Source organism: Winogradskyella sp. (assembly GCF_013213975.1).
Classification (GTDB): domain Bacteria; phylum Bacteroidota; class Bacteroidia; order Flavobacteriales; family Flavobacteriaceae; genus Winogradskyella.
This window is the reverse complement of sequence record NZ_JABSST010000048.1, coordinates 1-26,966: the sequence shown is the minus strand read 5'-3', so window position 1 is coordinate 26,966 and position 26,966 is coordinate 1. Positions and strand designations below refer to the sequence as shown.

At 34.1% G+C, this 26,966-nt stretch carries 25 protein-coding genes; 4 read left to right on the top strand and 21 right to left on the bottom strand.

The features are described 5' to 3' along the window. The 13 genes from HRU49_RS08925 to HRU49_RS08865 form a co-directional block, all read right to left on the bottom strand. Positions 1-354 (bottom strand): GTP-binding protein (locus HRU49_RS08925; protein WP_296356307.1); only part of this gene is annotated, 354 nt, incomplete at its 3' end. An 11-nt stretch (positions 355-365) separates the two neighbouring features. Next, on the bottom strand, positions 366-1,271 hold the full coding sequence (gene cysD, locus HRU49_RS08920) for a sulfate adenylyltransferase subunit CysD (protein WP_296356304.1): 906 nt from the start codon (positions 1,269-1,271) through the stop codon (positions 366-368). After that, positions 1,264-1,866, bottom strand: coding sequence for an adenylyl-sulfate kinase (gene cysC, locus HRU49_RS08915; RefSeq protein ID WP_296356302.1), 603 nt, complete (start codon positions 1,864-1,866; stop codon positions 1,264-1,266). The genes cysD and cysC overlap by 8 nt, the downstream gene beginning before the upstream one ends. Before the next feature lies 1 nt (position 1,867). After that, complete coding sequence (locus tag HRU49_RS08910) at positions 1,868-2,323, bottom strand: DUF2061 domain-containing protein (protein ID WP_296356300.1); 456 nt, start codon at positions 2,321-2,323, stop codon at positions 1,868-1,870. Position 2,324: 1 nt separating this feature from the next. Further along, entirely contained in the window at positions 2,325-3,140 is an 816-nt protein-coding gene (cysQ, locus tag HRU49_RS08905; protein WP_296356298.1) for a 3'(2'),5'-bisphosphate nucleotidase CysQ, read from the bottom strand. A gap of 21 nt (positions 3,141-3,161) precedes the next feature. Further along, a complete protein-coding gene (gene rfbD, locus HRU49_RS08900; RefSeq protein ID WP_296356297.1) occupies positions 3,162-4,028 on the bottom strand; it encodes a dTDP-4-dehydrorhamnose reductase in 867 nt (288 codons plus the stop codon). Continuing rightward, positions 4,025-4,570, bottom strand: coding sequence for a dTDP-4-dehydrorhamnose 3,5-epimerase (gene rfbC, locus HRU49_RS08895; protein ID WP_296356294.1), 546 nt, complete (start codon positions 4,568-4,570; stop codon positions 4,025-4,027). The genes rfbD and rfbC overlap by 4 nt, the downstream gene beginning before the upstream one ends. Then, the gene (gene rfbA / locus HRU49_RS08890) at positions 4,567-5,436 is read right to left on the bottom strand and encodes a glucose-1-phosphate thymidylyltransferase RfbA (RefSeq protein WP_296356293.1); all 870 of its coding nucleotides are present in this window, start codon (positions 5,434-5,436) and stop codon (positions 4,567-4,569) included. The genes rfbC and rfbA overlap by 4 nt, the downstream gene beginning before the upstream one ends. Continuing rightward, entirely contained in the window at positions 5,433-6,485 is a 1,053-nt protein-coding gene (rfbB, locus tag HRU49_RS08885; protein WP_296356291.1) for a dTDP-glucose 4,6-dehydratase, read from the bottom strand. The genes rfbA and rfbB overlap by 4 nt, the downstream gene beginning before the upstream one ends. Before the next feature lies 1 nt (position 6,486). Beyond that, positions 6,487-7,539: a hypothetical protein gene (locus HRU49_RS08880; RefSeq protein WP_296356289.1), complete on the bottom strand. Its 1,053-nt coding sequence runs from the start codon at positions 7,537-7,539 to the stop codon at positions 6,487-6,489. 6 nt (positions 7,540-7,545) lie between these two features. Beyond that, the gene (locus HRU49_RS08875; protein ID WP_296356287.1) at positions 7,546-9,237 is read right to left on the bottom strand and encodes a hypothetical protein; all 1,692 of its coding nucleotides are present in this window, start codon (positions 9,235-9,237) and stop codon (positions 7,546-7,548) included. Positions 9,238-9,264: 27 nt separating this feature from the next. Beyond that, positions 9,265-10,767, bottom strand: coding sequence for a GH3 auxin-responsive promoter family protein (locus tag HRU49_RS08870; RefSeq protein WP_296356286.1), 1,503 nt, complete (start codon positions 10,765-10,767; stop codon positions 9,265-9,267). Then, positions 10,767-11,633, bottom strand: a complete 867-nt coding sequence (locus HRU49_RS08865; protein ID WP_296356284.1) for a M23 family metallopeptidase — start codon at positions 11,631-11,633, stop codon at positions 10,767-10,769. Before HRU49_RS08865 ends, HRU49_RS08870 begins: the two co-directional genes overlap by 1 nt. A gap of 113 nt (positions 11,634-11,746) precedes the next feature. On the opposite strand from HRU49_RS08865, the gene tatA reads away from it, so the two are divergent. Next, positions 11,747-11,929 (top strand): twin-arginine translocase TatA/TatE family subunit, encoded by a 183-nt coding sequence (gene tatA / locus HRU49_RS08860; RefSeq protein WP_296356282.1) that lies wholly within the window; start codon positions 11,747-11,749, stop codon positions 11,927-11,929. 52 nt (positions 11,930-11,981) lie between these two features. On the opposite strand, the gene HRU49_RS08855 is transcribed toward tatA, so the two are convergent. The 3 genes from HRU49_RS08855 to HRU49_RS08845 all read right to left on the bottom strand — a co-directional run bounded on the left by HRU49_RS08855 (position 11,982) and on the right by HRU49_RS08845 (position 15,774). Further along, complete coding sequence (locus HRU49_RS08855; protein WP_296356280.1) at positions 11,982-12,962, bottom strand: DUF4837 family protein; 981 nt, start codon at positions 12,960-12,962, stop codon at positions 11,982-11,984. 22 nt (positions 12,963-12,984) lie between these two features. Further along, complete coding sequence (locus tag HRU49_RS08850; RefSeq protein WP_296356278.1) at positions 12,985-14,523, bottom strand: lytic transglycosylase domain-containing protein; 1,539 nt, start codon at positions 14,521-14,523, stop codon at positions 12,985-12,987. 63 nt (positions 14,524-14,586) lie between these two features. After that, on the bottom strand, positions 14,587-15,774 hold the full coding sequence (locus tag HRU49_RS08845; RefSeq protein ID WP_296356276.1) for a phosphoglycerate kinase: 1,188 nt from the start codon (positions 15,772-15,774) through the stop codon (positions 14,587-14,589). Between the two features lie 100 nt (positions 15,775-15,874). Between HRU49_RS08845 and HRU49_RS08840 the strand changes: the two genes are divergently transcribed. Further along, complete coding sequence (locus HRU49_RS08840) at positions 15,875-17,032, top strand: DNA polymerase III subunit delta' (protein WP_296356274.1); 1,158 nt, start codon at positions 15,875-15,877, stop codon at positions 17,030-17,032. Between the two features lie 33 nt (positions 17,033-17,065). On the opposite strand, the gene HRU49_RS08835 is transcribed toward HRU49_RS08840, so the two are convergent. The 5 genes from HRU49_RS08835 to HRU49_RS08815 all read right to left on the bottom strand — a co-directional run bounded on the left by HRU49_RS08835 (position 17,066) and on the right by HRU49_RS08815 (position 24,706). After that, a complete protein-coding gene (locus HRU49_RS08835; RefSeq protein WP_296356272.1) occupies positions 17,066-17,650 on the bottom strand; it encodes an OmpH family outer membrane protein in 585 nt (194 codons plus the stop codon). A gap of 211 nt (positions 17,651-17,861) precedes the next feature. Next, a complete protein-coding gene (locus HRU49_RS08830) occupies positions 17,862-18,719 on the bottom strand; it encodes a class I SAM-dependent methyltransferase (protein ID WP_296356270.1) in 858 nt (285 codons plus the stop codon). 67 nt (positions 18,720-18,786) lie between these two features. Then, positions 18,787-20,658, bottom strand: a complete 1,872-nt coding sequence (mnmG, locus tag HRU49_RS08825; RefSeq protein WP_296356268.1) for a tRNA uridine-5-carboxymethylaminomethyl(34) synthesis enzyme MnmG — start codon at positions 20,656-20,658, stop codon at positions 18,787-18,789. A gap of 84 nt (positions 20,659-20,742) precedes the next feature. After that, a complete protein-coding gene (gene ybeY / locus HRU49_RS08820) occupies positions 20,743-21,150 on the bottom strand; it encodes an rRNA maturation RNase YbeY (RefSeq protein ID WP_296356266.1) in 408 nt (135 codons plus the stop codon). After that, on the bottom strand, positions 21,137-24,706 hold the full coding sequence (locus HRU49_RS08815; RefSeq protein ID WP_296356263.1) for a DUF4175 family protein: 3,570 nt from the start codon (positions 24,704-24,706) through the stop codon (positions 21,137-21,139). Before HRU49_RS08815 ends, ybeY begins: the two co-directional genes overlap by 14 nt. Before the next feature lie 109 nt (positions 24,707-24,815). Here HRU49_RS08815 and HRU49_RS08810 point away from each other — a divergent pair, with 109 nt between their 5' ends. Both HRU49_RS08810 and gltX read left to right on the top strand, forming a co-directional pair. After that, positions 24,816-25,856, top strand: a complete 1,041-nt coding sequence (locus HRU49_RS08810) for an alkane 1-monooxygenase (protein ID WP_296356260.1) — start codon at positions 24,816-24,818, stop codon at positions 25,854-25,856. 344 nt (positions 25,857-26,200) lie between these two features. After that, positions 26,201-26,966: glutamate--tRNA ligase (gltX, locus tag HRU49_RS08805; protein ID WP_296356258.1), on the top strand; the 766-nt coding region annotated here is incomplete at its 3' end.

The window sequence follows — 26,966 nt, the reverse complement described above, 5'->3', positions numbered from 1 at the left end:
AGCATCAACTAAAATAATTGACAAGTTAGATGTTGAAGAGCCTGTAACCATATTCCTTGTATATTGAATATGACCTGGTGTATCGGCAATAATAAATTTTCTTTTAGGAGTTGCAAAGTATCTGTAAGCAACATCTATGGTTATACCTTGTTCTCTTTCGTCTCTCAACCCGTCTGTAAACAAGGCTAAATCAACCCCATCATGGCCTTTCTTTTTACTTGTATTTTCAATAGCTTGCAATTGGTCTTCGAAAATTGATTTGGAATCATACAACAGACGCCCTATTAATGTACTTTTTCCGTCATCTACGCTGCCCGCTGTCGTAAATCTTAATAATTGATTATGGTCTAACATGTTTCTCTCTTTTAAAAATACCCTTGTCGTTTTCTGTCTTCCATTGCTGATTCAGAACGTTTGTCATCACTTCGGTTACCGCGCTCCGTTTGACGCATACCAGAGACCTCAGCAGCTATTTTTTCTAATGAATCTGCATCCGATTCTATACCTCCAGTAATTGTAATATCTCCAAGTGTTCTAAATCTAACTTTCTTAGTTATTATTTTTTCATGGTCTTCGAGTACTAAAAATTCTGAATTTGGTATCCAACTATCCTGTCTCCAAACAACTTCTCTCTCATGCGCAAAATATAGTGATGGAATAGCAATATTTTCTCTCTTTATATAATTCCAAACATCCATTTCGGTCCAATTACTTATTGGAAATGCCCTAAAGTGCTCACCTTCAAAGTGCTTACCATTAAATATATTCCAAAGCTCAGGACGTTGGTTTTTTGGATCCCACTGACCAAAGTCATCTCTATGAGAGAAAAAACGCTCTTTAGCTCTTGCTTTTTCCTCATCTCGTCTTCCGCCTCCAATAGCACAATCAATTTTATTTGCTTCTATCGCATCTAATAGAGTAGTAATTTGAAGTGCATTTCTAGTTGCATTTTTCCCTTTCTCCTCAGCAACACGACCTTCATCAATAGATTCTTGCACTGATCCAACTATAAGTTGCGCATCTAACTCTTTAATTATGTCATCTCTAAAAGCAATAGTCTCAGGGAAATTATGGCCAGTATCCACGTGCATAAGTGGAAACGGTATTTTCGCAGGATAAAAGGCTTTTTTGGCCAAGTGTGTCACTAATATAGAATCTTTCCCTCCTGAGAATAAAATAACTGGATTATCAAATTGTGCCCATACTTCACGTAAAACAAATATTGCTTCACTTTCTAATTCATCTAAATAATTTAAATAATATTTACTCATTTTGGAGTTTGATTTTTGGTATTATATATTCAACTATTCGCTGCGCAGCATCTTCTACCGTTTCTCTTTCTGTTTTAATTTCTATATCCGGATTCTCAGGGGCTTCATAAGGAGCAGAAATACCTGTCATATTTTTAATCTCACCTGCCCTTGCCTTTTTATAGAGTCCTTTAACATCTCTACGTTCACATTCTTTTATGCTCGTATTTACATAAATCTCCACAAAATTAACTTCTGTAACAATCGCCTTTATATTTTGTCTATCTTTTTTATAGGGAGAAACAAATGCCCCCAAAACTACTATCCCAGCATCAATCATTAAGTTAGCAGTCTCTGCTATCCTTCTGATATTTTCAGCCCTGTCTTCAGGGGAAAAACTAAGATTTTTATTTAGGCCTTTCCTTATATTATCGCCGTCTAAAGTATATGTTTTTATTCCTAAGTCGAATAATTTTCGTTCAACTACATTTGCTATTGTTGATTTACCTGAACCTGAGAGTCCTGTAAACCACAACAGTAAAGAGTTGTGTCCATTGAGGGTTTTCCTATGACTAATTGAAACCTGATAGCTATGCGGAATTATATGATCTGACATATTACTCTTTGTTCTTGTAAAAAATCTGCCTAATTCTACCCAGAGGTAATTTTAACCACAGTCTTTCATGTAAATAATATAGTACGAATTTCGTAAATAATTCTGTAAATGCAATAGATAAGGCTATTTCATCAAAAGTCTCTAATACAGACCCTGAAATTATAAAAGTCATTAAAGTAGCAATGATACGCCAAGAAATGGTTTTTCGTAATGTCTGAGCTTGAGATACGACTTTATTCAATAGGATTTTTTGCCAAATTCTTTCGTGCCCATAATACACTATAAACTTTATAAGAAATTCTATAGCGCCAATTTTTATAGCGTTATCAATGCTACAGTTACCCTTTAAACATGTAATTAAAAGCACTACAAAAATGGTGTCTGTAGTAGCTACAATACGCCATGACACCCCTTTTAAAAGGCTTCTAATCCGAGATTCTTTAGAGTAAGTGACCATTTTAACTAAACCTTGATACAATAAACCAAGGATTCAACAAATTTTCTTTATTATACAACAGCGATTTATCTGTTGCTTTGGAAATTACATTAATTCCAACGGCATTACAAATTGCCTGTCCTGCAGCTGTATCCCATTCCATTGTAGGAGCAAAACGTGGGTATATATCAGCATTACCCTCTGCAACCAAACAAAATTTTAACGAACTTCCTTTAGAAACAACTTCCACAGATTTTCCTTGTACTTTTAAAGTTTCAATAAAATCTAATGTTTCTGAACTCATATGAGAACGGCTGCCAACCACTTGAACAGTATCTGAGTCACGCTTTTTTGGCCTAAGTGGCTTTAAAAGTGCTTTAATTCTATTTAATGTTGAATCATGTTGGTTAAGTTCAGCTTTATATCCTAAACTATTCTCAACATCGCCAATGTATAAAGTTTTAGATACAGGGACATATATTATACCTAATTGTGGTTTCCCACTTTGAACGAGTGCAATATTAACCGTAAACTCACCATTTCGTTTGATAAATTCTTTTGTTCCGTCTACAGGATCAACAACCCAACACGTTTCCCAATTTTTTCTTTCGTCAAATTGGATTTGCTTATTTTCCTCACTTATAATTGGGAATGATGTTTCTTTCAGAAATGAGTTAATTACATCATTTGCTTTTTTATCTGCCTCTGTTAAAGGAGATTTATCGTCTTTTATTTCAACACTGAAGGCGGTATTGTAGACGTCCATAATAACACTACCTGCTTCCACCGCAGCTTTAACTGCAAGGGTTAAATTTTTATTGTCAATTATGCCAACCATATATTTCTCTAATTCTATATTTTAATTCAACTTTTGAAAGTTTTTTAATGCCACCTTTAGGCTTAATCGCCAATGTGGAATTTCAACTCCAAAGGCTTGTTTAACTTTTGATTTATCAAGTACGCTAAAATGAGGTCTTACTGCACGAGTTGGATATTCCGACGTGTTAATTGGCAGTAACTTAATTTCACTTTCCGTCTCTACAAAAATTGCATAAGCAAAGTCATACCAACTTGCTACTCCTTCGTTACTAAAATGGTATAAGCCGAAATTGTCCATTTTATTTTGAATAATCTTCAAAATTAATTTTGATAAATCTTTTGCATAAGTAGGAGTACCTATTTGGTCCCAGACTACATTTAAACTATCTTTTATTTTAGATAATTTAAGCATTGTCTTCATGAAATTGTTGTTATGTTCAGAATAAAGCCAAGACGTCCTGAAAATAAAGTGCTTCTCGCAATAACTTAAAACCATATCCTCACCGAGTAATTTAGAGCTGCCATAATGATTTATAGGGTTGGTTTCATCCTTTTCGAGATAAGGATTAGAAGATTCACCATCAAACACAAAATCAGTTGATATGTGAATTAAAACAGTACCATTACCGGCACAACATTTAGATAGATTTTCCACCCCATTTACATTGACCGAAGTTGCCAGTGCTTTGTCGTCTTCTGCTTGATCAACATTAGTATAAGCCGCACAATTAATGCAGTAATTCAAATTATTTGATTCGAAAAAGGACGTTAAAGATGAAAAATCTGTTATATCCAGTTCTTCCGAAGATTTAAAGATAAAATTATACTGAGAGGATAATTCTTCTGATAAGTCTTTAAGACAATTACCTAACTGACCATTACCGCCCGTGACTAGAATGTTTGTCATATTTGAAGTTCCTTAAAAGTTGGAAGTACTAAATCCTTTTCTGAAATTATTAATTCTTCCTTAGGAAGTTTCCAATCTATACAAAGTTCTTCATCATTAAATATAATACCACCTTCAGAATTTCTGTTATAATAATTATCACATTTATAAGCAAATATTGCCACTTCTGATAAGGTTACGAAACCGTGAGCAAAGCCTCTCGGCACAAATAATTGACGTTTATTATCCTCATTCAAAATAACAGATATATGGTGCCCAAATGTTTTAGAATTCACTCTACAATCAACAACTACATCAAGTACTTCGCCCTTAATAACTCTTACTAATTTAGCTTGGGCAAATTCACCAGTTTGAAAATGTAATCCTCTTAAAACACCCTTTTGAGAGAAGGATTCGTTATCTTGAACAAAGTTTATGCTTGATCCTAAGTAATTTTCAAATAATCTGTAATTAAAAGACTCGTAAAAATACCCTCTTTTATCCTCAAACACTCGCGGTTCGATTATAAAACAATCCTCTAAATCAGTTTGATTAAAATTCATTCTTTTTCTTGTAATAATCCTAATAAATTCTTTCCGTAGCCACTCTTTAATAAAGGTCTTGCTAAATCTTTAAACTGGTTTTCTGAAATATAATTCATTTCAAATGCTGCAGCTTCAATTGAGCCAATTTTTAAGCCTTGTCTGTTTTCTATAACTTCAACAAATTGAGATGCCTGCATTAAAGAATCAAATGTGCCTGTGTCAAGCCACGCTGTTCCTCTATCTAAAATACTAACATTGAGCTTGTTTTCATTTAAATAGATCCTGTTTACATCTGTTATTTCTAATTCACCTCTTTTACTCGGCCTAATACTTTTTGCGATTCTTACAACTTCGTTATCATAAAAATAAATTCCCGGTACCGCATAATTTGATTTTGGGTTTTCAGGCTTCTCTTCTATGGATAAAACTTGACCTTTATCGTCAAATTCAACAACCCCATATCGCTCAGGGTCATGGACACGGTATGCATATATTACACCTCCATTTGGATCATTATTGCTTTGTAGTAATTTAGACAATCCTGTTCCATAAAAAATATTATCCCCTAAAATAAGAGCGACTTTGTCATCTCCAATAAAGTGCTCACCAATTAAAAAGGCTTCTGCTAGACCATTTGGAGCTTCCTGAACAGCATATCCGAACCTGCAGCCATATTTTGAACCGTCACCAAGAAGATCTTCAAATAGCGGTAGGTCTTTTGGTGTAGATATGATTAGAACTTCTCTAATCCCAGAATACATCAAAGTAGATAGCGGATAGTATATCATTGGTTTGTCATATACTGGCATCAATTGCTTACTTACCGATAATGTAAGCGGATGCAGTCTTGTGCCCGATCCACCAGCTAATATAATTCCTTTCATATTTTTTCGTATTGGTTCTGGTAGTAACTAAGATAATCGCCACTTGTGACACTATTAAGCCATTCTGAATTATTCAAATACCAATCTATAGTTTTAGATAAACCTTCTTCAAATGTTACTGATGGTGACCAGCCCAACTCCTCTTTTATTTTAGTTGCGTCTATAGCATATCTTAAATCATGGCCAGGTCTATCCTTGACGAAAGTTATCAACTCTTCTGAAGAGTTTTCTTTATTTCCCAGTCTTTCATCCATTTGTCGACATAGTAGCCTAACTAAATCTATATTCTTCCATTCGTTGAATCCACCAATATTGTAGGTTTCAGAAAGCTTACCTTTATGAAAAACGGTGTCAATTGCTACTGCATGATCGATTACATAAAGCCAATCTCTAGTGTAATTTCCATCACCATAAACAGGAAGAGGCATTTTGTTAATGATATTATTAATAAACAAAGGTATTAGTTTTTCAGGAAATTGATTTTGTCCGTAATTATTAGAGCAATTTGTAATAACATATGGTAAACCGTAGGTTTCACCATATGCCCTAACAAAATGATCTGAGCTCGCTTTAGATGCTGAGTACGGTGAATTGGGATCATATGCTGTGTTTTCGGTAAAAAATCCTGTATCACCAAGAGTTCCGTAAACTTCATCAGTGCTTACATGATAGAAGAGTTTATCTGTAAAGTTTGAGCTCCACAGTTCTTTGAATGCATTCAATAAGGTTACAGTTCCAATAACATTTGTTTTAACAAAGGATAAAGGGTCTTTTATAGATCTATCAACATGAGATTCAGCAGCAAGATGTATGACGTGCGTGAATTTATAGGTTTCAAAGATTTGGCTTATAAAATGTCCATCTGTAATATCACCCTTAATAAATTTATAATTTGGATATGATTCAATATCTTTTAAATTCTCCAAATTGCCAGCATAGGTTAATGCATCTAAATTATAGATTTTATAGTTGGGATATCTTTGAACAAAACGTCTTACAAGATGAGAACCTATAAATCCAGCACCACCTGTGATTAAAATTGAATGCATATTATTCATATTCTTTAATAAATGTAAAAACTCTAAAAAGTGCGTAAGTGAAAACCATTAAGACAAAAATCACTGCTGGAAAAATAAAGGTATACTTATTAAAAATTGAGGATTGTATAGTACCTACTTCGTCAAATCGTGAAAGAATATCATAATATTCATTTTCATTTAAAAGTTGCTCATCAATTGTTCTTATTGCTCCTCTTATCCTTAGTTCTTCTTGAAATAACTCATATTCGCTAGTTTTTGTTTTCTCTTGAGCTAACGGAATAATACCACCTGCATAAGTAGCTTCTCCCTTACTCGATTCATTCTTTTTAATTTCAAGATAAGTTTCTTGAATATCTTGTACTCTTTCTAATTCTTGTAGAAATGTTTGCTTTTTAACGCGACGAACGGAATCTGTTTTCGCTTTTAATTTTTTAGAATACTCATTTTCAAATGTCTTTACAAATCCTTTTTCTAAACTAGGAAAAATATTATTTTCTGTTGCTTTGGCAGTAATAGAAAAAATCGTACCTGCAAGAATGTCTCTTTTTGCCAAAAAGTCGTTATAAGTCATTTCAAGAACTAAAGTACTATCAATAGACCGCATATATCCATCATATTCTCTGATCAAATCATATTGGGTCTCTGGACCAATTTCAATTTCGAACCCTATGATTTGCTTAGCTGTTGTCGAACTATCAATCTCAAAAATTTCAGAAAGTTCTTTGTAGTTCCCAGATCCAATTAAAGAATTAAAATAATTTACTTTTGTCGTAAGCTGGTATTCTGAATCGTAATAGGGTTTTACGAGCATACTAGAACTATAAACAGGTCCTTTAAATTTTTCTACAAAATACCCAACTAAAGCAGCTACAATTAAAATTACTGAGATGAGTTTAAAGTTTTCAACCAAAGGTTTTAACGCATGGATAACGATTCTGAAAATAAAATGAAAAAACCTGCCAATGGCTTTGAATAGTTTACTAAATGCTCTTCCAATAAGTCTAAATACTATAATTAAATCTACCTCTTCGTTATTTGATTGTTCTGGTACCTTATTACTCATAACTTTTTATGAATTAAAAATTTGCTCTAATATTTTTTTTGTAATTACATATGTAGGTCTAACCCCTGAAGTGCCTAATCCGCCTGATGCAAGAGTACTTCCTGTCTCTAGTGGGTTATCACTTGCATAATATGCATACCTTACTTTTACATCCTCATTAATACTGCTCCTAACTTTTGAAGCTGCTTGGATTGCTTTTTGGTAATGTGCTCCTTCCATTTCCAGTCCAATCACATTCCAAGTTGAATTCTTAAAGAACTTCAAAATTTCTTTATTCTGAAGAGATGTCCCCAAAACAGTAATCATGGTACCCTCATAAACATCCACTCCGCAATCTACTAAATCGTTTTTTGTTAGCTCATTTTTAAAAGGATAGTTATCTGCCGTACCTTCAAAAATATGAGCTGATGGAATCATTACATCGCCTTTACCCCCCTCTAGAATTCCTGCCTTTCCCATTATAGAAATTGACTTAACATCTAGATGTGCCTTTTTACCATCTACTGAAATAGGCTTTAAGAATTCATCTAAAGTTTCATAAGCCTGCTCACCAAAAGCATAATCCATAACAAAAATAACAGCTTTATTTTCTATGGTTGATTTGGAGTAATTAAATGTCGTTTTTGAAAAATCTATTTTATCTGTATCAAAAATTTGAACATCAATGTTGGTTCCGGAAGAATCTTTTATATAGATCATTCCGTTTTGCAACGCTGTTTTTTCAACTTTATTGCGCATTGCAGCATTTTTTCCATCGCTCAGGGCTTCGTATATTTTGAAAATGTCTTTTTTTGTGTCTACACCTTTTAACGATGTTTTTGCAAAAATAGAATTCATAACGCTATGCATATTTGCACTTATAATATGGATAGGCCTATCTAATAGGCCATTTTTATGTAATACAGATTTAATATTATCTGCCCAAACTTCGCCATGGATGTGATGCCCTAATCGTTCTCTTAATACTGGACTAAAGGTTATGGTCCTTTTACTTCTCTTAACTACCTCTTCGATAGCTAATTTACCCAACCAATATATGATATGTAAAAAGCGCTCTGGCTGATTTTGAGTTGCGAATTTTGAATATGCTTCTGTTAACTCGTTAAACGTTCTACCTAAAATATTAGCCGTATGCGTAATTGCTATTTCTCTTTCCTTTTGTGTTAGTTTCTTACCAGATTTTACTGCATTTTCTAATTTCTGCCAATCCCTTACTGTTGTACCCTCGTCATCAATAAGTACACGCTTGCTTATTTTATGCGACTCTACGAATAAAAAAGTTAAATGGGTTAAAATATCGTAAATCTCAGAGCGACCTCTTGTAATTTCGATATTCATTTGCTCATCATCAATTCGATAGCAATTACGTCTTCGCTTAGGTGGAATAATAGGTTTAAAATGAGAATTAGCGTAACCCTCATCACTAGTTAGGTTTATAAAGGAACACTCTTCAATACCTTTGGGTAATCGATCTATAACATAAAGTAAGCCTTCTAATTCAGCCTTTTCTTCAGCCACAGAACCATATATTTCTGGTCTTAATAACAAAAGTGCTTCTCTTAAAGTTTCACCAGAAACACCCATTGGCTTATAAAATCCTCGATTAAATAAGTGGCGCATGGTTATGTACATGCGTTCAATTGCACTAGAGCTTTCCTGTGCTCGTGTTCTTTCGTGTCTCTTTTTAACTTTAGTCATATATTATTTTAACCAGCAAATATAGCCTTATTTGATTAACTCTAAATTATAGAGCTCGTCCACAATATTCCTATCATTAGAAAGTCTTGGGATTTTGTTTTGACCGCCTAGCTTCCCAATCGATTTCATATAAGTTTGGAATCCATCTTTTTTAACCTTAGTAATTACAAGAGATTTTAATACTTTACCTTCAATTAAGTCAAAATAGTAGCTGTTTTGATTTTGAAGCGATTTTTCTAGTATTTCTATTAATTCACGCTGACTTTTTGGTTCCCTTTCAAACTCTATAAACCACTCATGATATGGTAATCCTTCACTTGGATTAATTTGAGGTGCAACTGTAAACTCATTAACACTTATGCCTGTTTGCTCAATAGCCTCTTTAAGTGCTTGCTCCACTTCTTTTCCTATGACATGTTCTCCAAAAGCTGATATAAAATGCTTAATTCTACCGCTAACAATGACTCTATATGGCGCTAGAGATGTAAATTCAACAGTGTCACCAATATTGTATGCCCATAATCCCGCATTAGTAGAAATAATCATCACATAATTTATCCCAAGTTTTACATCTTCAATGGTAATACGCTCTGGATTCTCTTGAAAAAAATGATCTGCAACAATAAATTCATAGAAAATACCAGAATTTAATTGTAATAACATGCCTTTTTGATTCTGTTTATCTTGAAAGGCGAAAAAACCTTCACTCGCAGGATATAATTCAATGCTATCAATTTTTCTCCCAATTAAGTTTTCAAACTTTGAAGCATATGGCTCATAATTTACCCCGCCAAAAATGAAAAGTTCGAAATTTTTGAATAGATCACCCACCTTCTTACCATCTTTTTCAATCAACTTTTCAAAATACATTTGAACCCAAGAAGGAATACCAGATATAACGGTCATATTTTGGTTAATAGTTTCATCAACTATAGCTTCTACTTTCGTTTCCCAATCTTCAATACAATTGGTATGTAAACTAGGCATTCTATTTTTTTGAAGATATTTTGGTACGTAATGTGCTACAATACCTGAAAGCCTTCCAAGCTTAATTCCATTCATTTCTTCAAGAATTGGACTTCCTTGAAGGAATATCATTTTACCTTCCACAAATTTTGTGTTACCGGTTTCATGGATGTACATGAGAATAGCATTTCTTGCGGCCTTAACATGGGAAGGTATGCTTTCTTTTGTGATTGGAATGTATTTTGATCCAGAGGTTGTGCCAGAGGTTTTGGCAAAGTAAATGGGTTTTCCCTTCCAGAGTATATTTTGCTCACCTTTTACGACTCTATCAATATATGGTTTTAAGGCTTCATAATCCCTTACTGGAACGCTCTGTTTAAAATCTTCATAACTGTTTATACGAGTAAAACCGTGATCTATACCAAAAGCTGTAGATTTTGCGTCTCGAATTAATTCCGTAAAAACTTTGTTTTGTGTTTCTATAGGATTGGACGCCCAACGCTTAATCTGATTCGCAACATATTTTGCGAATGGTTTGGAAAGTGCTTCTTTTAATGATGGCATTATTGGAAATCAATAAAATTAGTTGGATTGACTGGATAACCTTTACTCCAAAGTTCAAAGTGTAAATGAGGCCCAGTACTTAACTCACCTGTATTACCAGACATAGCAATAACTTCACCTGCTTTTACTAAATCACCCTGAGATTTTGTTATGGTTGAATTGTGTTTATAAACAGAAATCAATTCCTGACTATGCTCAATAATAACAACATACCCTGTTTCGATGGTCCATTCAGCAAAAATCACCGTGCCGTCAGCTGTTGCCTTCACAGGCGTATCAGAGGCAACCACAATGTCTACCGCAAAATGCTTTTCTTCGATATTATAACCTTCGGATATTGTTCCATTCACAGGAGGAAACAATATGAAATTATTTTGATTGGCTTCTTCGAATAAATTGTATTTATCTTCCTTTTCAACTTTCTCTCTAAGTAATGAATCTTCCCTATTGGTAGTTAATTCTAATATCTCAATTTCATCTTGTGTTGCTTTAATAATTGAATCCCTATTAAATTCAACCTCAGAAACATCACCTGTTAATACGTTTCTAATCGAGGCGTAATAGCGTTTGTTCAATTCTAATTCTTGCACTAGAGAGTCTGTTTTATAATTAAGCATTGAAGCTTGTTTTTTAAGCTTGGCAGACGAATATCCGGGTATGTATTCTCTTAGTGGTGTAAAAGCGATTAAAATTGTTGTAAAAAACACCAAAATTATAGCCGAGAGTGATGTCAACACAAACACATTGAGCCGTGTTAATTTTATTGCAAATCGTTCCTCAAAAGTATCCTCATTAAGTATGACCAGGCGGTACTTATGAAGGAGCTTTTTAGCAAATTTCTTTTCTTTTTTCTCTTTTTTTGCCATTAAAACAAAATTAACCAAAATAGCGAGATAGGCATATGGCTAAGTGCTAAAGTTGCTCTTTAAACGTTGTATTTAAAGTATAATTATTAACTTTGTCATCTAAATTAAAGATTATGAGCTTAAGTATTGTCCAATTGGCTATAGGAGCACCTCAAATAATTCTAATTGTAGTTGTTGTTTTACTATTATTCGGTGGTAAAAAAATTCCAGAATTAATGAGAGGATTAGGCAGTGGAATTAAAGAATTTAAAGACGCAAGTAAAGAAGAAACGAAAGACCTTAAAGAAAAGGAATAGTTTTAATAGATTATAATATAGAAAAAGCCAACTCGTTGAGTTGGCTTTTTTATTACTCTATTTGTATGGATTTAATCATTGATTCCAATTCAAAGACATATTCACTTTTATTTAATGAAGGCGCATATACATAACCATCTGCCATTAAGTAACGCCCATTAATTTTATCTTCTATGGCATAGGTAATAAACGGTCCGGCCATTGTATAGCCTTTCATTTCCCATAGCCCTCTAACCTCATAAGTTGGTTTGTTGTCTATTATAGTTTTAAACAATCCTGGTGCATAAGCATCTTCAACAGCCATATAAATGCCGTCCTCTCCTGGAATCTTAGTTTTAGTGATTTTATTACGCACATTAATGATATCAACGATTGTGCTATCTCCTATTGAAATTGCTTCCATCGGCACCTCATAAAACATAATTTCAATGGTTTTGGAATTGCTTAAGTTCTTTCGTAACCAAAAAAAATCGTCATCTGCTTTTGCAATTCTATAGACCGCAGGAATATTGACTGCAAAGCCCATTTTATCCTTTATACTTTTTACGTTTAATAAATCTAGGTTTATTCTTCTTTGTTTCTCTTTAACCTCTTCTTTATTAAAGGCATTAATAATCTTGGCTTTACTTTCTTTTAATTGTGTAATGATATCTTCATTTGTCTTTCCTGCAACGACAGCTACAGTTTGTGGTTTGGCAAAAACATCATTTCCAATTTTAGTGATTACCTCTAAATCCCCTTTTTCTATTTTTAATACTATTCTACTACGCGTAGCGAATCCGTCAAAAACTTGAGGAGGAATTTGTCTTAATTTAAATATTGGTTCATCAACAGGTAGCCCTATAATTGGCGCTGCAAAAATATTTCTTATACGTTCTCCAACAGCTCCATCCCAAAGCGTATTATCAATAACAACAGAAATACTATTAAGATTACCATTAGACTCAGGTAAGTATAATGTATTGTCTTCTTTTTTAGACTCTCCGCAAGCCATAATTAGCACACAGAAGATCATAATATATAATACTCTCATAATTTTATTTTATGCTGGTTTATTACTCTGACACGATTAGTGTCATTCCTATTTTAAGTTTTGTACCACTAATATCGTTCCAATCTTTAAGATTTTGGACAGAAACTCCAGAAAATTTTTGAGCTATGCTCCAAAGAGAATCACCGGATTGTACATTATAGGTTTGTTTTCCTTCGGAATTAATAATCTTTTTAGTTGCTTTTGGTTTTGTGGTAACAACAGGATTTCTAGGATAAATGGTTAGCCTTTGGCCAATTCTAAGATTGTTACTCCTTAAACCATTCCAACGTTTTATTTGGCTAACTCTTACACCATATCGCCTTGCAATTTTCCCTAAATAATCGCCACTTTTTACTCGGTACCGAATTCTTACATCTGTATCAACTAATTGAGGAAGAGGTTTTTCGCGTTTATTAAATTCTGCCTTGGCAAAAGCATAGATTTTGTCTTCATTTGAGGTAAATATTCCAATAGCCTCACGTGGCAATCTTAAAACGTACGTTTTGCCTTCCACCTTAGGAATTATATCCAATTTATAGGACGGATTCAAAAACTGTAGCTCTTCAATATTTACTCCTGTTGTTTCTGAAATTTGATCTAAAGAAATCATTTGTTTTACATGAACCGTATCAGTCTGGACATGTTGAAACGGCGGTTGCTCTGGTTTAAAACCATGTTCCTCGGCAAATTCAAATATGTACATTGTTGCTAAAAAAGCTGGCACATAACCTGCTGTTTCTCGAGGTAAATGTGGTCTTATATTCCAATAATTCTGATAACCTCCCGATCGTCTAATGGCCTTGTTTACATTTCCAGGTCCAGAATTATATGCTGCTAAAGCTAAGTCCCAATCCCCAAATATTTTATACAATTTTGATAAATATTGTGCTGCCGCTGTTGTTGATTCTATTGGGTCACTACGCTCATCTACATAGCTACTTACGTCTAATTTATACTCCTTCCCTGTGGTAAACATAAACTGCCATAAACCTGTGGCTCCCACGCGAGATCTTGCTCTTGGTTTTAAGGCAGATTCGACTATGGACAAATATTTCATTTCGAGAGGGATATTGTAATTGTCAAATTCCTGCTCAAACATCGGAAAGTAAAAATGGCTTAAACCCATTAAGCGTTCCATAGACTTTCGTCTGTGTTTTAAGTATCGTTTAATTACACTCTCTAACGACGCATTGTACTCGACGTTAAAAGGGGTTTTAGCATTTAAACGCGCTAATCTTGCCTTTAATGTGTCGGTTGTAAGTTCTGGATAATCAACCGGCTCATACGTCAATTCAGATACAGACTTATAAATGGTGTCAAATAAGGACGTACTATATAATTCTTCCAGCCACTTTTTATCTAATTCGGCAGCTTCGGGTAAATCTTCTAAGTTTTTAATTCCCAATGAATCTAACTCGGCAGGAATTGATTTATTCCCAATTACGGACTTACCATCGATTAGTGAATCTTTCTTCTTAACAAGAGAACCCGAAGGGCTTTGACCAAAAGTAATTGAGAGCATTGCGAAGCACAATACTGATAAAAATATTCTATTATTCATTAAATTCATTTAAATGCACTTATAAAAACGCTCAAATCTTAGAAAATAGTGCTTTTTATAAATTTAATCTAATATTGCAGCTATACCAGGAAGTGTTTTTCCTTCAAGACTTTCTAGCATAGCACCACCACCAGTACTCACGTAGCTCACTTTATTGTCAAATCCAAATTGTTTAACAGCGGCAACAGAATCACCACCACCAACAAGTGAAAAAGCCCCATTTTTGGTAGAATTGGCAATAGAGTCGCCAAGAGAAATCGTTCCTTTTGAGAAGGTGTCCATCTCAAATACTCCTAATGGTCCATTCCATAGAATAGTTCTGCACTCATTAACAACAGCATCAAAGTTTGCTAAAGATCTCGGTCCAGCATCTAAGCCTTGCCAGCCATCGGGAATGTGATAAACATCACAAACTTGAATATTTGCTTCATTATTAAAGGCATCTGCAGCAATAACATCCACCGGTAAGTGAATCTTCACACCTTTAGATTCTGCTTGTTTTAAAATGTCTAGCGCTAAATCCATTTTATCATCTTCACAAATAGAGTCTCCTATGTTTCCTCCTTGGGCTTTAATAAATGTAAAGGTCATTCCTCCTCCAATAATAAGGTGTTCTACCTTATCTAATATATTTTCAATAACCGTAATTTTTGAAGATACTTTTGCCCCGCCCAAAACTGCCAAAACAGGTTTTTCACTATTATTCAAAACTTTATCTATACTTTCAATTTCTTTAGCTAAAAGATGACCAAAACATTTAGATTGTGGGAAAAATTTAGCTACTATTGTTGTAGAGGCATGCGCACGATGTGCAGTACCAAAGGCGTCATTAACATAAATATCACCCAATTTCGAAAGTTGTTCTGCGAATTGAACATCGCCTTGTTTTTCCTTATCATGAAAACGTAAGTTCTCTAGCAACAATATTTCACCAGGTTGCAGAGCTCCTGCCTTCTCTTCAGCTTCCTTACCCACACAGTCGTTGGCAAACTTAACTTCAACTCCAAGAACACTTTCAATTTTAGAAATAATATGCTTTAACGAAAATTCATCTTGCACTCCTTTAGGTCTCCCAAGGTGAGACATCAAAACACAACTTCCTCCATCTTCTAAAATTTTAATAATTGTAGGTTTAGCAGAATTAATTCTTGTAGCATCAGTTACTTCAAAATTAGCATTCAAAGGCACATTAAAATCAACTCGGATTAAAGCCCTTTTATTATTAAAATCGAAATCGTTTATTGTCTTCATTTTAAAAAATTTGAATAACAAATATAAGTGCATAAACTGCATTTGACAAGATGAAAATTAATATAGCTCGAAACCATAAAAATTTGTCTAGTTTTGCCTTATGCTTTTTTCAGAAGTTTTAGGTCAATCGCATATTAAAAATCATCTCACAACGAGTGTTGATAAAGGAAGAATTGCGCATGCTCAATTATTTGTAGGTCCTGAGGGTTCTGGTGCATTACCAATGGCGCTAGCCTATGCGCAATATCTACTTTGTAGTAATGTAAATGGAGAAAATACTGGAGGCAATGACTCTTGTAATTTAAAGTTTAAAAATTTCTCTCACCCCGATTTACATTTTGCTTTTCCAGTAACCACAAGCGATAAAGTAAAAAGCAAACCTGTTTCTAGTTTTTATTTAGAAGAATGGCGACAACTTTTAGATCAACAACCTTATGGAAATCTATTTGATTGGTATAAGCTTTTAGGAGTAGATAATAAGCAAGGGCAAATTGGTGTAGATGAAGCTCATGAGATTGTAAAAACACTCACTTTAAAATCTTATGAAGGGGGTTATAAAGTGATGATTATATGGATGGCAGAAAAATTAAATACTCCTGCAGCGAATAAACTTTTAAAACTCATTGAAGAACCACCTGAAAAAACTGTATTTGTTTTAATTGCCGAAGATGAAGAACAAATCATAAATACGATTCTTTCAAGATGTCAAATTCTACATTTTCCCCCACTTCCAGAAGATACCATCACAGAAGCCTTAATTACAAAATATCAGGTTGAAGCATCTGTAGCTTCAAAAATAGCGCATCAATCTAATGGTAACTTTAATAAGGCTTGCGATTTAATTTATCAAGATAGTGAGGATATTCAGTTTGAAAAGTGGTTTATCTTATGGGTGCGATCAGCCTTTAAAGCTAAGGGTAATAAAAGTGCTATTCATGATCTCATTTCATGGGCGGAAGAAATCGCCAAAACTGGACGTGAAACCCAAAAGAAGTTTTTGGTCTTTTGTTTAAACTATTTTAGACAAGCGCTGCTTTTAAATTATAAGGCAGAACAATTAGTTTATCTTGAGCCAACCGAGGAAAATTTTAAACTTGAAAAATTTGCGCCATTTGTTCACGATTCTAATATTCTTGAAATTTCACAGCATTTACAAGACGCTATCTACCACATTGAACGCAATGGCAGCTCTAAGATAATTCTTACAGATTTGTCCATTAAATTAACACGTTTACTGCATAAAAAAAGTCAAGCTTAAGCTTGACTTTTTTAATTTTTAGATCCTCTTATTTTAAGAATCCGTAACATCATTCTCGGTCTCTTTTGAGGTTTTAGAATCAGATGCTTTTTTATCTGAGTCTTTATTTGCTGCATAGTCTTCATTAATAGCTTTAGTTACAACCTCAGTAATATCTTTTGCTTCTGCTCCATATATTACACTTCCTGCTTGATTTTTACCAAAAATAAATGTGTAGCCATTTTTCTTACCATAATCCGCAACAAAATCGTTAACCTTTGAAATTACAGAGTCCATTTCAACATTAAACTCTTGTTGCATCATCTGCTGCTCATATTGAATTTGTTGTTGAAGAACTTGTTGTTTTTGTCCTAGTTCTTGGTATTTTTCTTGTTGCGCTTTCTTAGACATTTTTGAGGCGGCAAGATTAAATGCCTGTGCTTCAATCTGAAATGCCTGCCCAATACTATCTGTTCTTTTCTTAAACGCTTCATCTTTAACTTTAAACTGATCCTCTACATCAATTTTCATTTGATAATCATTAATAACTTTTCCGTTATCGATAAAAGCAACTTTATCTTGTTCTTGGCAAGACATAAAAGCAACTAAAACAGTTAAGGACGTGAATATTTTTCTCATGGTGTTCGTTAATTAAATTTTTGCAAATGTAAAAAAGTTAACTTGTGTTTACCCTAAAATTTAAACTATAGACAAAATCTATAGGGTATTAGAGTTGATATATTTAAAAGCAATTAAAATGAAGGTCAAATAAAGCGATTTAAGAGATGATTGTATTTTGTTGTGCTGATTCCCTCTCTATGTTGCTACAAATCGACCAGACGTCTTTTAATTAATTATTTTGGTATTTTAACACATAAATGTGCGAAGAGTACTGTTTTGATGTTTGAGCTTTGCGATTCGAAAGGTAACCAAACCAAAAAGCTTTAAAAGGGTTCATCCAACCAGATTTATACTTCTCTGAAAGTAGACATACATAATAAGCGTCAAACTTCATAGGTAAAGTTTTCACCAACTCCAATCTAACATTTTTAAAAAGTCTCTGAATGGAGAGTTTAGAAAAATGCCAAAGATGCCTTGGAACATCGTAAGCAGCCCAATAGTTTTTATACAGCTGTGCATCATAACTTTTAAAATTTGGAACGGCAATTATTAAAGTTCCATTAGGTTTTAAAAGATGCTTAAAACGTTGAATGTGCGTCTCGAGATTCGGCAAATGTTCTAAAACATGCCATAACGTGATTACATCAAAACTGTTCTCTGCTAACTCGTCTAAATAAGAAATATTAAAGACAGAGTTATCTGTTTTTGAATTTGCAATTTGCCTTGCACTATCGTCCGGTTCAATTCCCGTAACACTCCAACCATCTTGTTGGGCCACTTGTAAAAAATCACCTGTACCGCATCCAATATCCAACAATAGCTTTTCTTCAGAATTGAATGTGTTTATTAATTTCAATTTGCGTTTTAAAGAGACCCTCCTTACTAAATGATAAAGACGTTCTAAAAGATTTCTTTTGGTGTCAGTGTGCGAAATATAATCTTCACTTTTATAATATTCTGATAAACGTTTTTCTTCAGGTTGAGGATATGTCTCTAACATATCTAAGTCTTCGTTATAGCGTAATTGAAAACTTTCACCAGAAACAGAATGATCTTTTAAAGAAAGAAATATGGATTTATCATTCATAAAAATTGTAATCTGGTATTTAAAAACAACAACGTATTAGATTTTTGTTCCACGTGGAACATTAAATTTATCTACCCAAATACACTAATAATACAGAAATATCATTTGGTGAAACACCACTTATTCTTGACGCTTGAGATATGGTTACTGGTTGTATTTCGGATAACTTTTGCCTTGCTTCCATGCTCATTGACTTCAACTTTGAATAATCAAAATTGGATGGGATTTTCAAGTTTTCTAAACGATTTAGTTTGTCTGCATTATTCTTTTCCTTCTCTATATATCCAGCATATTTAACTTGGATTTCTGTTTGCTCAACAACTTCCATATCCAAATTATTAGCCGCTATATAAGCACTTACTGAAGATACTTTTTGCATATCTTCAATGGTAATATTTGGCCTTGCATAAAGTTTAAACATTTTGTCTTGCTGCTTTACTTTTGCAGAATTCTTGGCTTCTAAAATTGGGTTTATCTCATCTGGCTTAACACTCGTGTCTTTAAAAAACTGAACAAAAGCATCAGACTTTGATTGCTTTTCTTCCATTCGTCTTAAGCGTTTTTCACTTGCTAATCCAAGTTCATAACCTTTAGGAGTTAATCTAAAATCGGCATTGTCTTGACGCAAAAGTGTTCTATACTCAGCTCGTGAAGTAAACATTCTATAGGGTTCCTCAGTACCTTTAGTGATCAAATCATCTATAAGAACTCCAATGTATGCTTCATCTCTTTTTAAAGTAAACGCATCTCGTTCTTGAACCTTTAAGCTCGCATTAATACCAGCCATTAATCCTTGAGATGCTGCCTCTTCATAACCAGTTGTTCCATTAATCTGACCAGCAAAAAACAAGCCTTCAACTAATTTCGTTTCAAGAGTGTGCTTCAGCTGTGTTGGTGGAAAATAATCATACTCAATGGCATATCCGGGTCTAAAAAATTTTACATTTTCGAATCCCTTAACAGAACGCAATGCATTATATTGAACATCTTCTGGTAAAGATGTAGAAAACCCATTTACATAAACCTCGACCGTATTCCAACCTTCAGGTTCAACAAATAATTGATGCTTTTCTTTATCTGCAAAACGATTGATTTTATCTTCTATTGAAGGACAGTATCGCGGCCCCACACTTTTAATTCTTCCATTAAACATTGGAGAACGATCGAACCCTTCACGTAGCAAATCATGAACTTCAGGGCTTGTATACGTCATGTAACAGGAGCGTTGTTCTTTAAGAGGGTTTGTAATATCGAGATAACTAAATTTTTCAGGATTATCATCTCCTGGTTGCTCAATCATTACGGTATAGTCTAAGGACCTACCGTCCACTCGAGGAGGTGTCCCTGTTTTCATTCTTCCAGAATCAAATCCTCTAGCAATAAGTTCTTCTGTTATTCCTGTAGCTGCTCTTTCTCCCGCTCTACCTCCACCAAAATTTTTATCACCAATATGAATCAAACCATTTAAAAAAGTACCGTTTGTTAGGACGACAGTGTTTGATTTTATCTCAATTCCTAATGATGTTTTTACACCAACAATCTTATCCTTATCGATAAGTAAACCAGACACCATTTCTTGATAAAAATCGAGATTAGGAGTTTGCTCTAATAGCAATCTCCAGTCTTCAGCAAAACGCATACGGTCAGATTGACATCTAGGACTCCACATTGCTGGTCCTTTAGATTTGTTTAGCATTTTAAACTGAATAGCAGAAGTATCAGATACAATACCACTGTAACCACCGAGCGCATCAATCTCTCTAACAATTTGTCCTTTAGCAATTCCACCCATTGCCGGATTACAAGACATTTGTGCAATGTTTTGTAGATTCATTGTAATCAACAATGTCTTACTTCCCATGTTGGCAGCAGCAGCAGCAGCTTCACTACCCGCATGGCCTGCACCAACAACAATCACATCATAGACATCACTAAACATAATACTATTACTTATGTTCCACGTGGAACAATGGTTAATTCCTGAAATTCAATTTGCAAATATACTATGTAAATTAAAGATTAACTAACGGATAGATAGATAGTAATCCTCCTTTGAACGCATCAATAATTCATCATCATTAGTTTTATCCTTGTACCCACAGTAATGTAAAATACCGTGGATGATGACACGATCTAATTCGTCAATAAAATTGATGCCATAGTCAGATGCATTTTCTGTTACGCGATCAACTGAAATATAGATATCGCCATGCAATTCTTTTCCTATAGAATAATCAAAGCTGATGATATCTGTTAAGGTGTCATGATTCAAAAACTTTACATTGATTTTATGTAAATATTCATCACTACAAAAGATATAATTAATATCTCCTTCGTTACACTTTTCCTCTAAAATAACTTTTGAAATCCATGACTTTACTTCCTCAGAATTCTTTAGTTCAAAGTCAATTTCATAATTAAAACTTATCATTCGTCTTTTTAAAATACTCTTGAATCTTTTTCTTTAAATGATTCTGCAAAGGTAGTGCTTGACGATTTAAAATTTCTGTAGTATTGAAATATTGTTTAGCTGTTGGGATTTGACTTGGATTTGAATTATCGAACTGCTCTTTATTAGTTTCAGACTCTCGCCTCGTATCTTGACCTTGCATAAAAGTAGCATTCTCTAATTTAAGTAATTGGTGTTGTAAATCCATCATTTTTTGTAACGTCTGATTAGTGAAGCCATAATTCAACAAGTCCAATTCAACCTCTTCCATTTGTTTAATTAATTCGCCAGCAGACTCAATATTACCTTCTTTAGCAAATCGGTCTTCTAATGCCTGACGCAACTGTTGTTGCCTTTGATAAATTTTAAATAACTCAGCATTTTGTTCTTCACTTCCGCCTTCGCCATATCCATCTCTAGAATCTTCTTTCCCGTCACCACCATCTGAACCATTTTTATCTTGTTTTCCGTTATTCCCTTCGCCATTTTCATCTCCGTCTCCGTTTTGTTGGCCCTCACCTCCATTCTGTCCTCCTTTTCCACTTTGTTCTCCTGATTCACCATTCTCGCCTTCTTGACCTTGTTGACCTTGTTCACCTGCCTTTTCTCCTTTACCTTTCTCGCCATCCTCTCCTTGCTCACCTTCTTGTTCCCCCTTGCCTTTTTCACCGTCCTGACCTTCCTTGCCTTCTTCATTCTTTTTGACCCCTTCCTCCATTTGCTTATTAAGCTCTTCTTGGCTCATAATTATATCAGGCAATTGCTGACCACCACCACTTCCTGATCCTGGAGAAGGATTCATAGACATTTCCATATTATCTAATACGTCACTTAAAAAGCTTGCCAGTTCATTACTCGCTGTAATTGCATATTGCTGTGAGGAAACTCCTTGATACAAACGATTTTCGGTTAACTGATCTAAGGCTTTATCTATGTTAAAATAAACCTCAGTGATTTGAGAATTTACCTTCTCAGAAATCTTTGGTTGACGCAAAGACAATGCAAACAAACTATCATCAATATGTTCAAAGTGCTCTCTGAGATTACTTTGCTCAATAATATAATTACCATACTTATTATTGTTAATGTCAATTACTTCAAACATATTCATAAGCTCCTCTTGATCAAAGGAATAGAGTAAAAGATTCTCCAATATCTGGCGCAACGTCTCAATATCTTCAGACATTTGATCTCCGCCGCCTCCACCTCCACCAGACATCATCTGCATCATCTTTTCGCTCATTTGCTTCATCTTCTTTGCGGCTTTCTTTTGTTTCTCTTGGGCTTTTTGAAGTTGCTCTTGGCTTTGCTGCAAGTCTTGCTTTTGATCACTCTTTTCTTTATTCTCTAAAGCCTCTTTTGCCTCTTTTTGATCAAACTTAACACCGTCCTCCAAATATTCATCCACAGGTACTTTCATAGGTTTTTGCAAACGCCTGTCCTCTTGTTTTAGATCTTCTATATCTTTTTGAAGCTTTTCAAATTCTTTATTTAACTCATCTTGGTTCTCCTTTGTGTTTTCTTTAAGCTTATTAGAAAGCGCTTCTTGCTTTTTAGATAGGTCTTCTAGTTGGTTAGCAATCTTCTCCGCTTTTTTCATTACATAAAAGCGTTTCGTTAATTCAAGAAGCTGTTTCATACTGCGCTTCTTATTCTTATTCTGTTTTGCTAATTCCTCAAGCTTCTGTGTAAACTCTTCTTTATTTATTTTGTCTTTTAATTCTTCAAGTTCCTCTAAAAGTTTTTCATCTTGCTTTAACTGCTCTTCATTTTCTTTTAAGCGCTCCTTTAAATCTTCTTTAAACTGATCTTCTTTCTTTTCCTCTTGAAACTCTTCTAAATTGTCTTGAAGTTTTTTGTTGAAATTTTTCATCAGTTGCTCTTGTTGCTTCTGACGTTTTAAGAAGTCTTCAAATTTCTTTTTGTCGTTAAAATTTAATTCTGATTTCTCCTTTTGAGTTTTTGAAAATTCTTCGAGTTTCTTGTCTTGCTCTTGAAGCTTTTCAAATGTATTCCCTATATCTTTAATCGTTTCATTTTGCTCCTGTAGTTGTTTTTGTTCTTCTTCCTCTTTTGTCAGCTTTCTATAACTAAACACAGTACTTTTTGTCCGCTTATAATTATGTAAAGCATCATTATCAAACACCTCGAAATATAATTGGTAGCTAACACCGTCTTCTAAATCAAATTGGTTTGGAAATGCACTAACGAACTCACTGAAATTTGATTTTGAAATTGTTATTGGAGACGCTACTTTTTTTGTTTCATCATCTACAGGATAATAAACAAGGTTTAGCTTTGTTAGTCCAAAATCATCGCTGGCTTGTCCATAGAAATATAAGCTCTTTTGATCTATAGAATCTTTTTGAACCTTAACATCTAACTCAGGACTAAGATCTTTAACCACACTAATATTATAGGCTAGATTTTCATAATCTTTTAAAGCTTCATTGCTTGTAGAAATACTGTAGCTATAATTATTGTAAAGACGCTTTGTTGCTTCGAATATACCGTCTTCATTTTGCAAAAACGGGAGTGTGTCATTAGCATAAATATTAACTTCATTTGTAGATTTAGTAAGTGCTTTCCAAGTAACTTTAGTGCCTTCAGGCACAATAGCTGATCCTGTACTTTTTAAAACCTCATCTTGCTTTCTTGTATATGATGGGTAATCTAAAGCCATTTCAAAATTCACCAAGTTTGGCGTATTAACCACGTTAAGCTTATAAGTTTTTGAATTAACATCATTTGCCGACAACGTAAAATCGATACTTTCCTTTGGTAAACTAAATGTGTACTGAAATTCACCTGGGGCTAATTGCTGTAAATAAAAGGATTGACCATTAAATTGAATTTGAGCGTTTTCTGGAATAACATCACCAGCCGTAGAAACATTTAATTTAAAGTCTTTCCCTTCAATGGCCTCTAGAGATTCATTCAGAACAAAAAACTGAAATGGCGCAGGAGGTTCATATGCGGTCTGATAATTAACAACACGTTCATAGCTGTCGCTAAACCAATTTATTTTACCAGTGATATAAGACACGAAGAGAATTACTACTGGAATTGCTGCATACTTTAAATACTTAACATTGGACTTAAAATTAATAGCTGATTTAAACGGAACTGGTTGTAGCTCTCTAGACTTTTGTTCTATACTGGCTATTAATAGATCCGACTGTTCTGTACTTTGATTAAGTTGCAGCACATTTAATAATTTATCATTGACCTCAGGAAAATGTGAACCGATAAGTTTTGAAGCAGTTTGGTGGTTAATTCCTTTTCTGAGATTGAATAATTGTGCCAGCGGCAGTGCAATAAACTTAATGAATAAGGCTAACTCAAAAACTACAAAAACCCAAAATAAGAAGGTTCGCGCTGTTGAACTAAGCCAAAGCATGTATTCTATAAACAAGGTGACGATAAGGTACAGCAAACCAATGGCGAAAAATAGAATAGCACCTTTTAAAAGTTCATTAGTGTAGTACTTTTTTATGAACTCTTGTAACTTACTTTTTATAGCTTCAAAATTGCTCATCACATGTATTAACTGACTAAGCTACAATTTTATTTTAACTGTCTTTTCCCTAAATTTGGTAAGATTCTGTTAATTTAGGGACTTTAACTGTTAAATACGTCCTCAAACTATGAAAGACTTTAAGTATCTTGCTGCTTTTTCTATTCCAATAACAGCTTTTTTGGGGTTAACTCTCCAAAATTATTGGGTTTGGGCCACTCCAATATTTGCTTTTGTTTGCATTCCGATTTTAGAATTAATTTTTCCAATTGATAACAATAATCTCAAAGATCATGAGGTTGACAGTAAACTAAAACGAAAAGTTTTTGATTGGTTGTTGTACTTCAACCTACCTATTGTTTTCGGTCTTATTTGGTACGCCTTAAAAAGTGTTACAACACAAACGCTAGAAACATACGAGTTTATCGGTCTTATAGTTTCGGTAGGGATTGTGTTAGGTGTAAATGGTATTAATGTCGCTCACGAATTAGGTCACAGACAATCTACAAACGAACGATTTATTGGTAAAGCTCTACTACTCCCATCCATGTATATGCACTTTTATATCGAACATAATCATGGCCATCATTTACATGCTGCGACACCAGAAGATCCCGCAACCGCACGATATAATCAAACCGTTTACTCATTCTGGATAACCTCAACAGTTAGACAATACTTTAATGCATGGCGCATTCAAACAAAACTGTTGCGGAATAATGACAATTCATTTTTCTCAGTTAAAAATGATATGTTTTGGTATACCGTCATTCAAATTGCTTACCTAACGATTATTGGTCTTCTACTTGGCTCAAAAGCATTGCTATTTGCTTTTTCTGCTGGAGTCGTGGGCTTTTTATTACTTGAAACGGTTAATTACATTGAGCATTATGGCCTACTAAGACTCAAAACCAAGTCTGGGCGTTATGAGCGTGTTAAAGAAATGCACTCCTGGAACTCAAACCATGTTGTGGGCCGTATTGTATTATACGAATTAACTAGGCACAGTGATCATCATTTCAAATCCACAAAAAAATACCAAGTTTTAGATTGTCATGATGAAAGTCCACAAATGCCATACGGCTATCCTACTTCTATGGTGTTGTCTATGGTACCTCCACTTTGGTTTAGTATTATGAATAAGCGTGTGCCCGAGGAAATGGTCATTTAATTTTGAGCTTTTCTAAAAAAATAATAGAGACAATTAGCATTCTGTCATTGGTCACAATTTACTGGCTTTTCTTCAACAAGTTTGCAATCTACTTTGGTGAGCGCTTTTTTAAACGATTTAATCCTGAAGTATTAGAATCGGGCTTCTGGTCATTTGCAAAATTATTTTTTCAAGCATTTGCAGTAGTGTCTGTTATTATGATACTTTTCTTTGCTATCTCTAGTTGGTTTTAATTTTAGCCACAAATATCCTTATATCTTCCTATTAAGATAGTCGTGATAATCCTATCTTTGCGCGAGATCTTGAAACAAGTTCAGGATGACAAACTTTGAAGTTTATCAGCTATGTCTAAACATGTACGTGTGCGCTTTGCACCAAGTCCAACAGGACCTTTACATATAGGTGGTGTAAGAACCGCTTTATTTAATTATCTATTCGCCAAAAAGCATGGTGGTGATTTTGTGTTAAGAATAGAGGATACTGACCAAAATCGTTATGTTGAAGGAGCTGAAAATTATATTGTAAACGCTTTAAATTGGTGTGGTATTCCTTTTGATGAAGGTCCTGATAAAAATGAAACGTTTGGTCCCTATAGACAAAGTGAGCGTAAACACCTTTACAAACAATACGCAGACCAGTTAATAGCAGAAGGTAAAGCATATTATGCCTTCGATACCGCAGAAGAATTGGATGCACACAGAAAAGATCATGAGGCAAAAGGTAAGACCTTTATATATAATTGGCACAATCGTGAAAAAGGTCGTTTAGTTAACTCTTTAGTGCTAACTGAAGAAGAAACAAATTCAAGGCTTGAAGCAAGAGAGCACTATGTGGTTAGATTTAAATCACCTCAGGATGAAACCTTACAACTAAAAGATATTATACGTGGTGATATTTCTATAGACACTAATGTCTTAGACGATAAAATTCTATTTAAAAGTGATGGCATGCCAACCTATCACCTAGCTAATATTGTAGATGACCATTTAATGCAAATAACCCACGTTATTCGTGGTGAAGAATGGTTACCTTCATTGGCATTACATCAATTATTATATGATGCATTCGGTTGGGAAGCACCAAAATTTGCGCATTTACCTCTTATTCTTA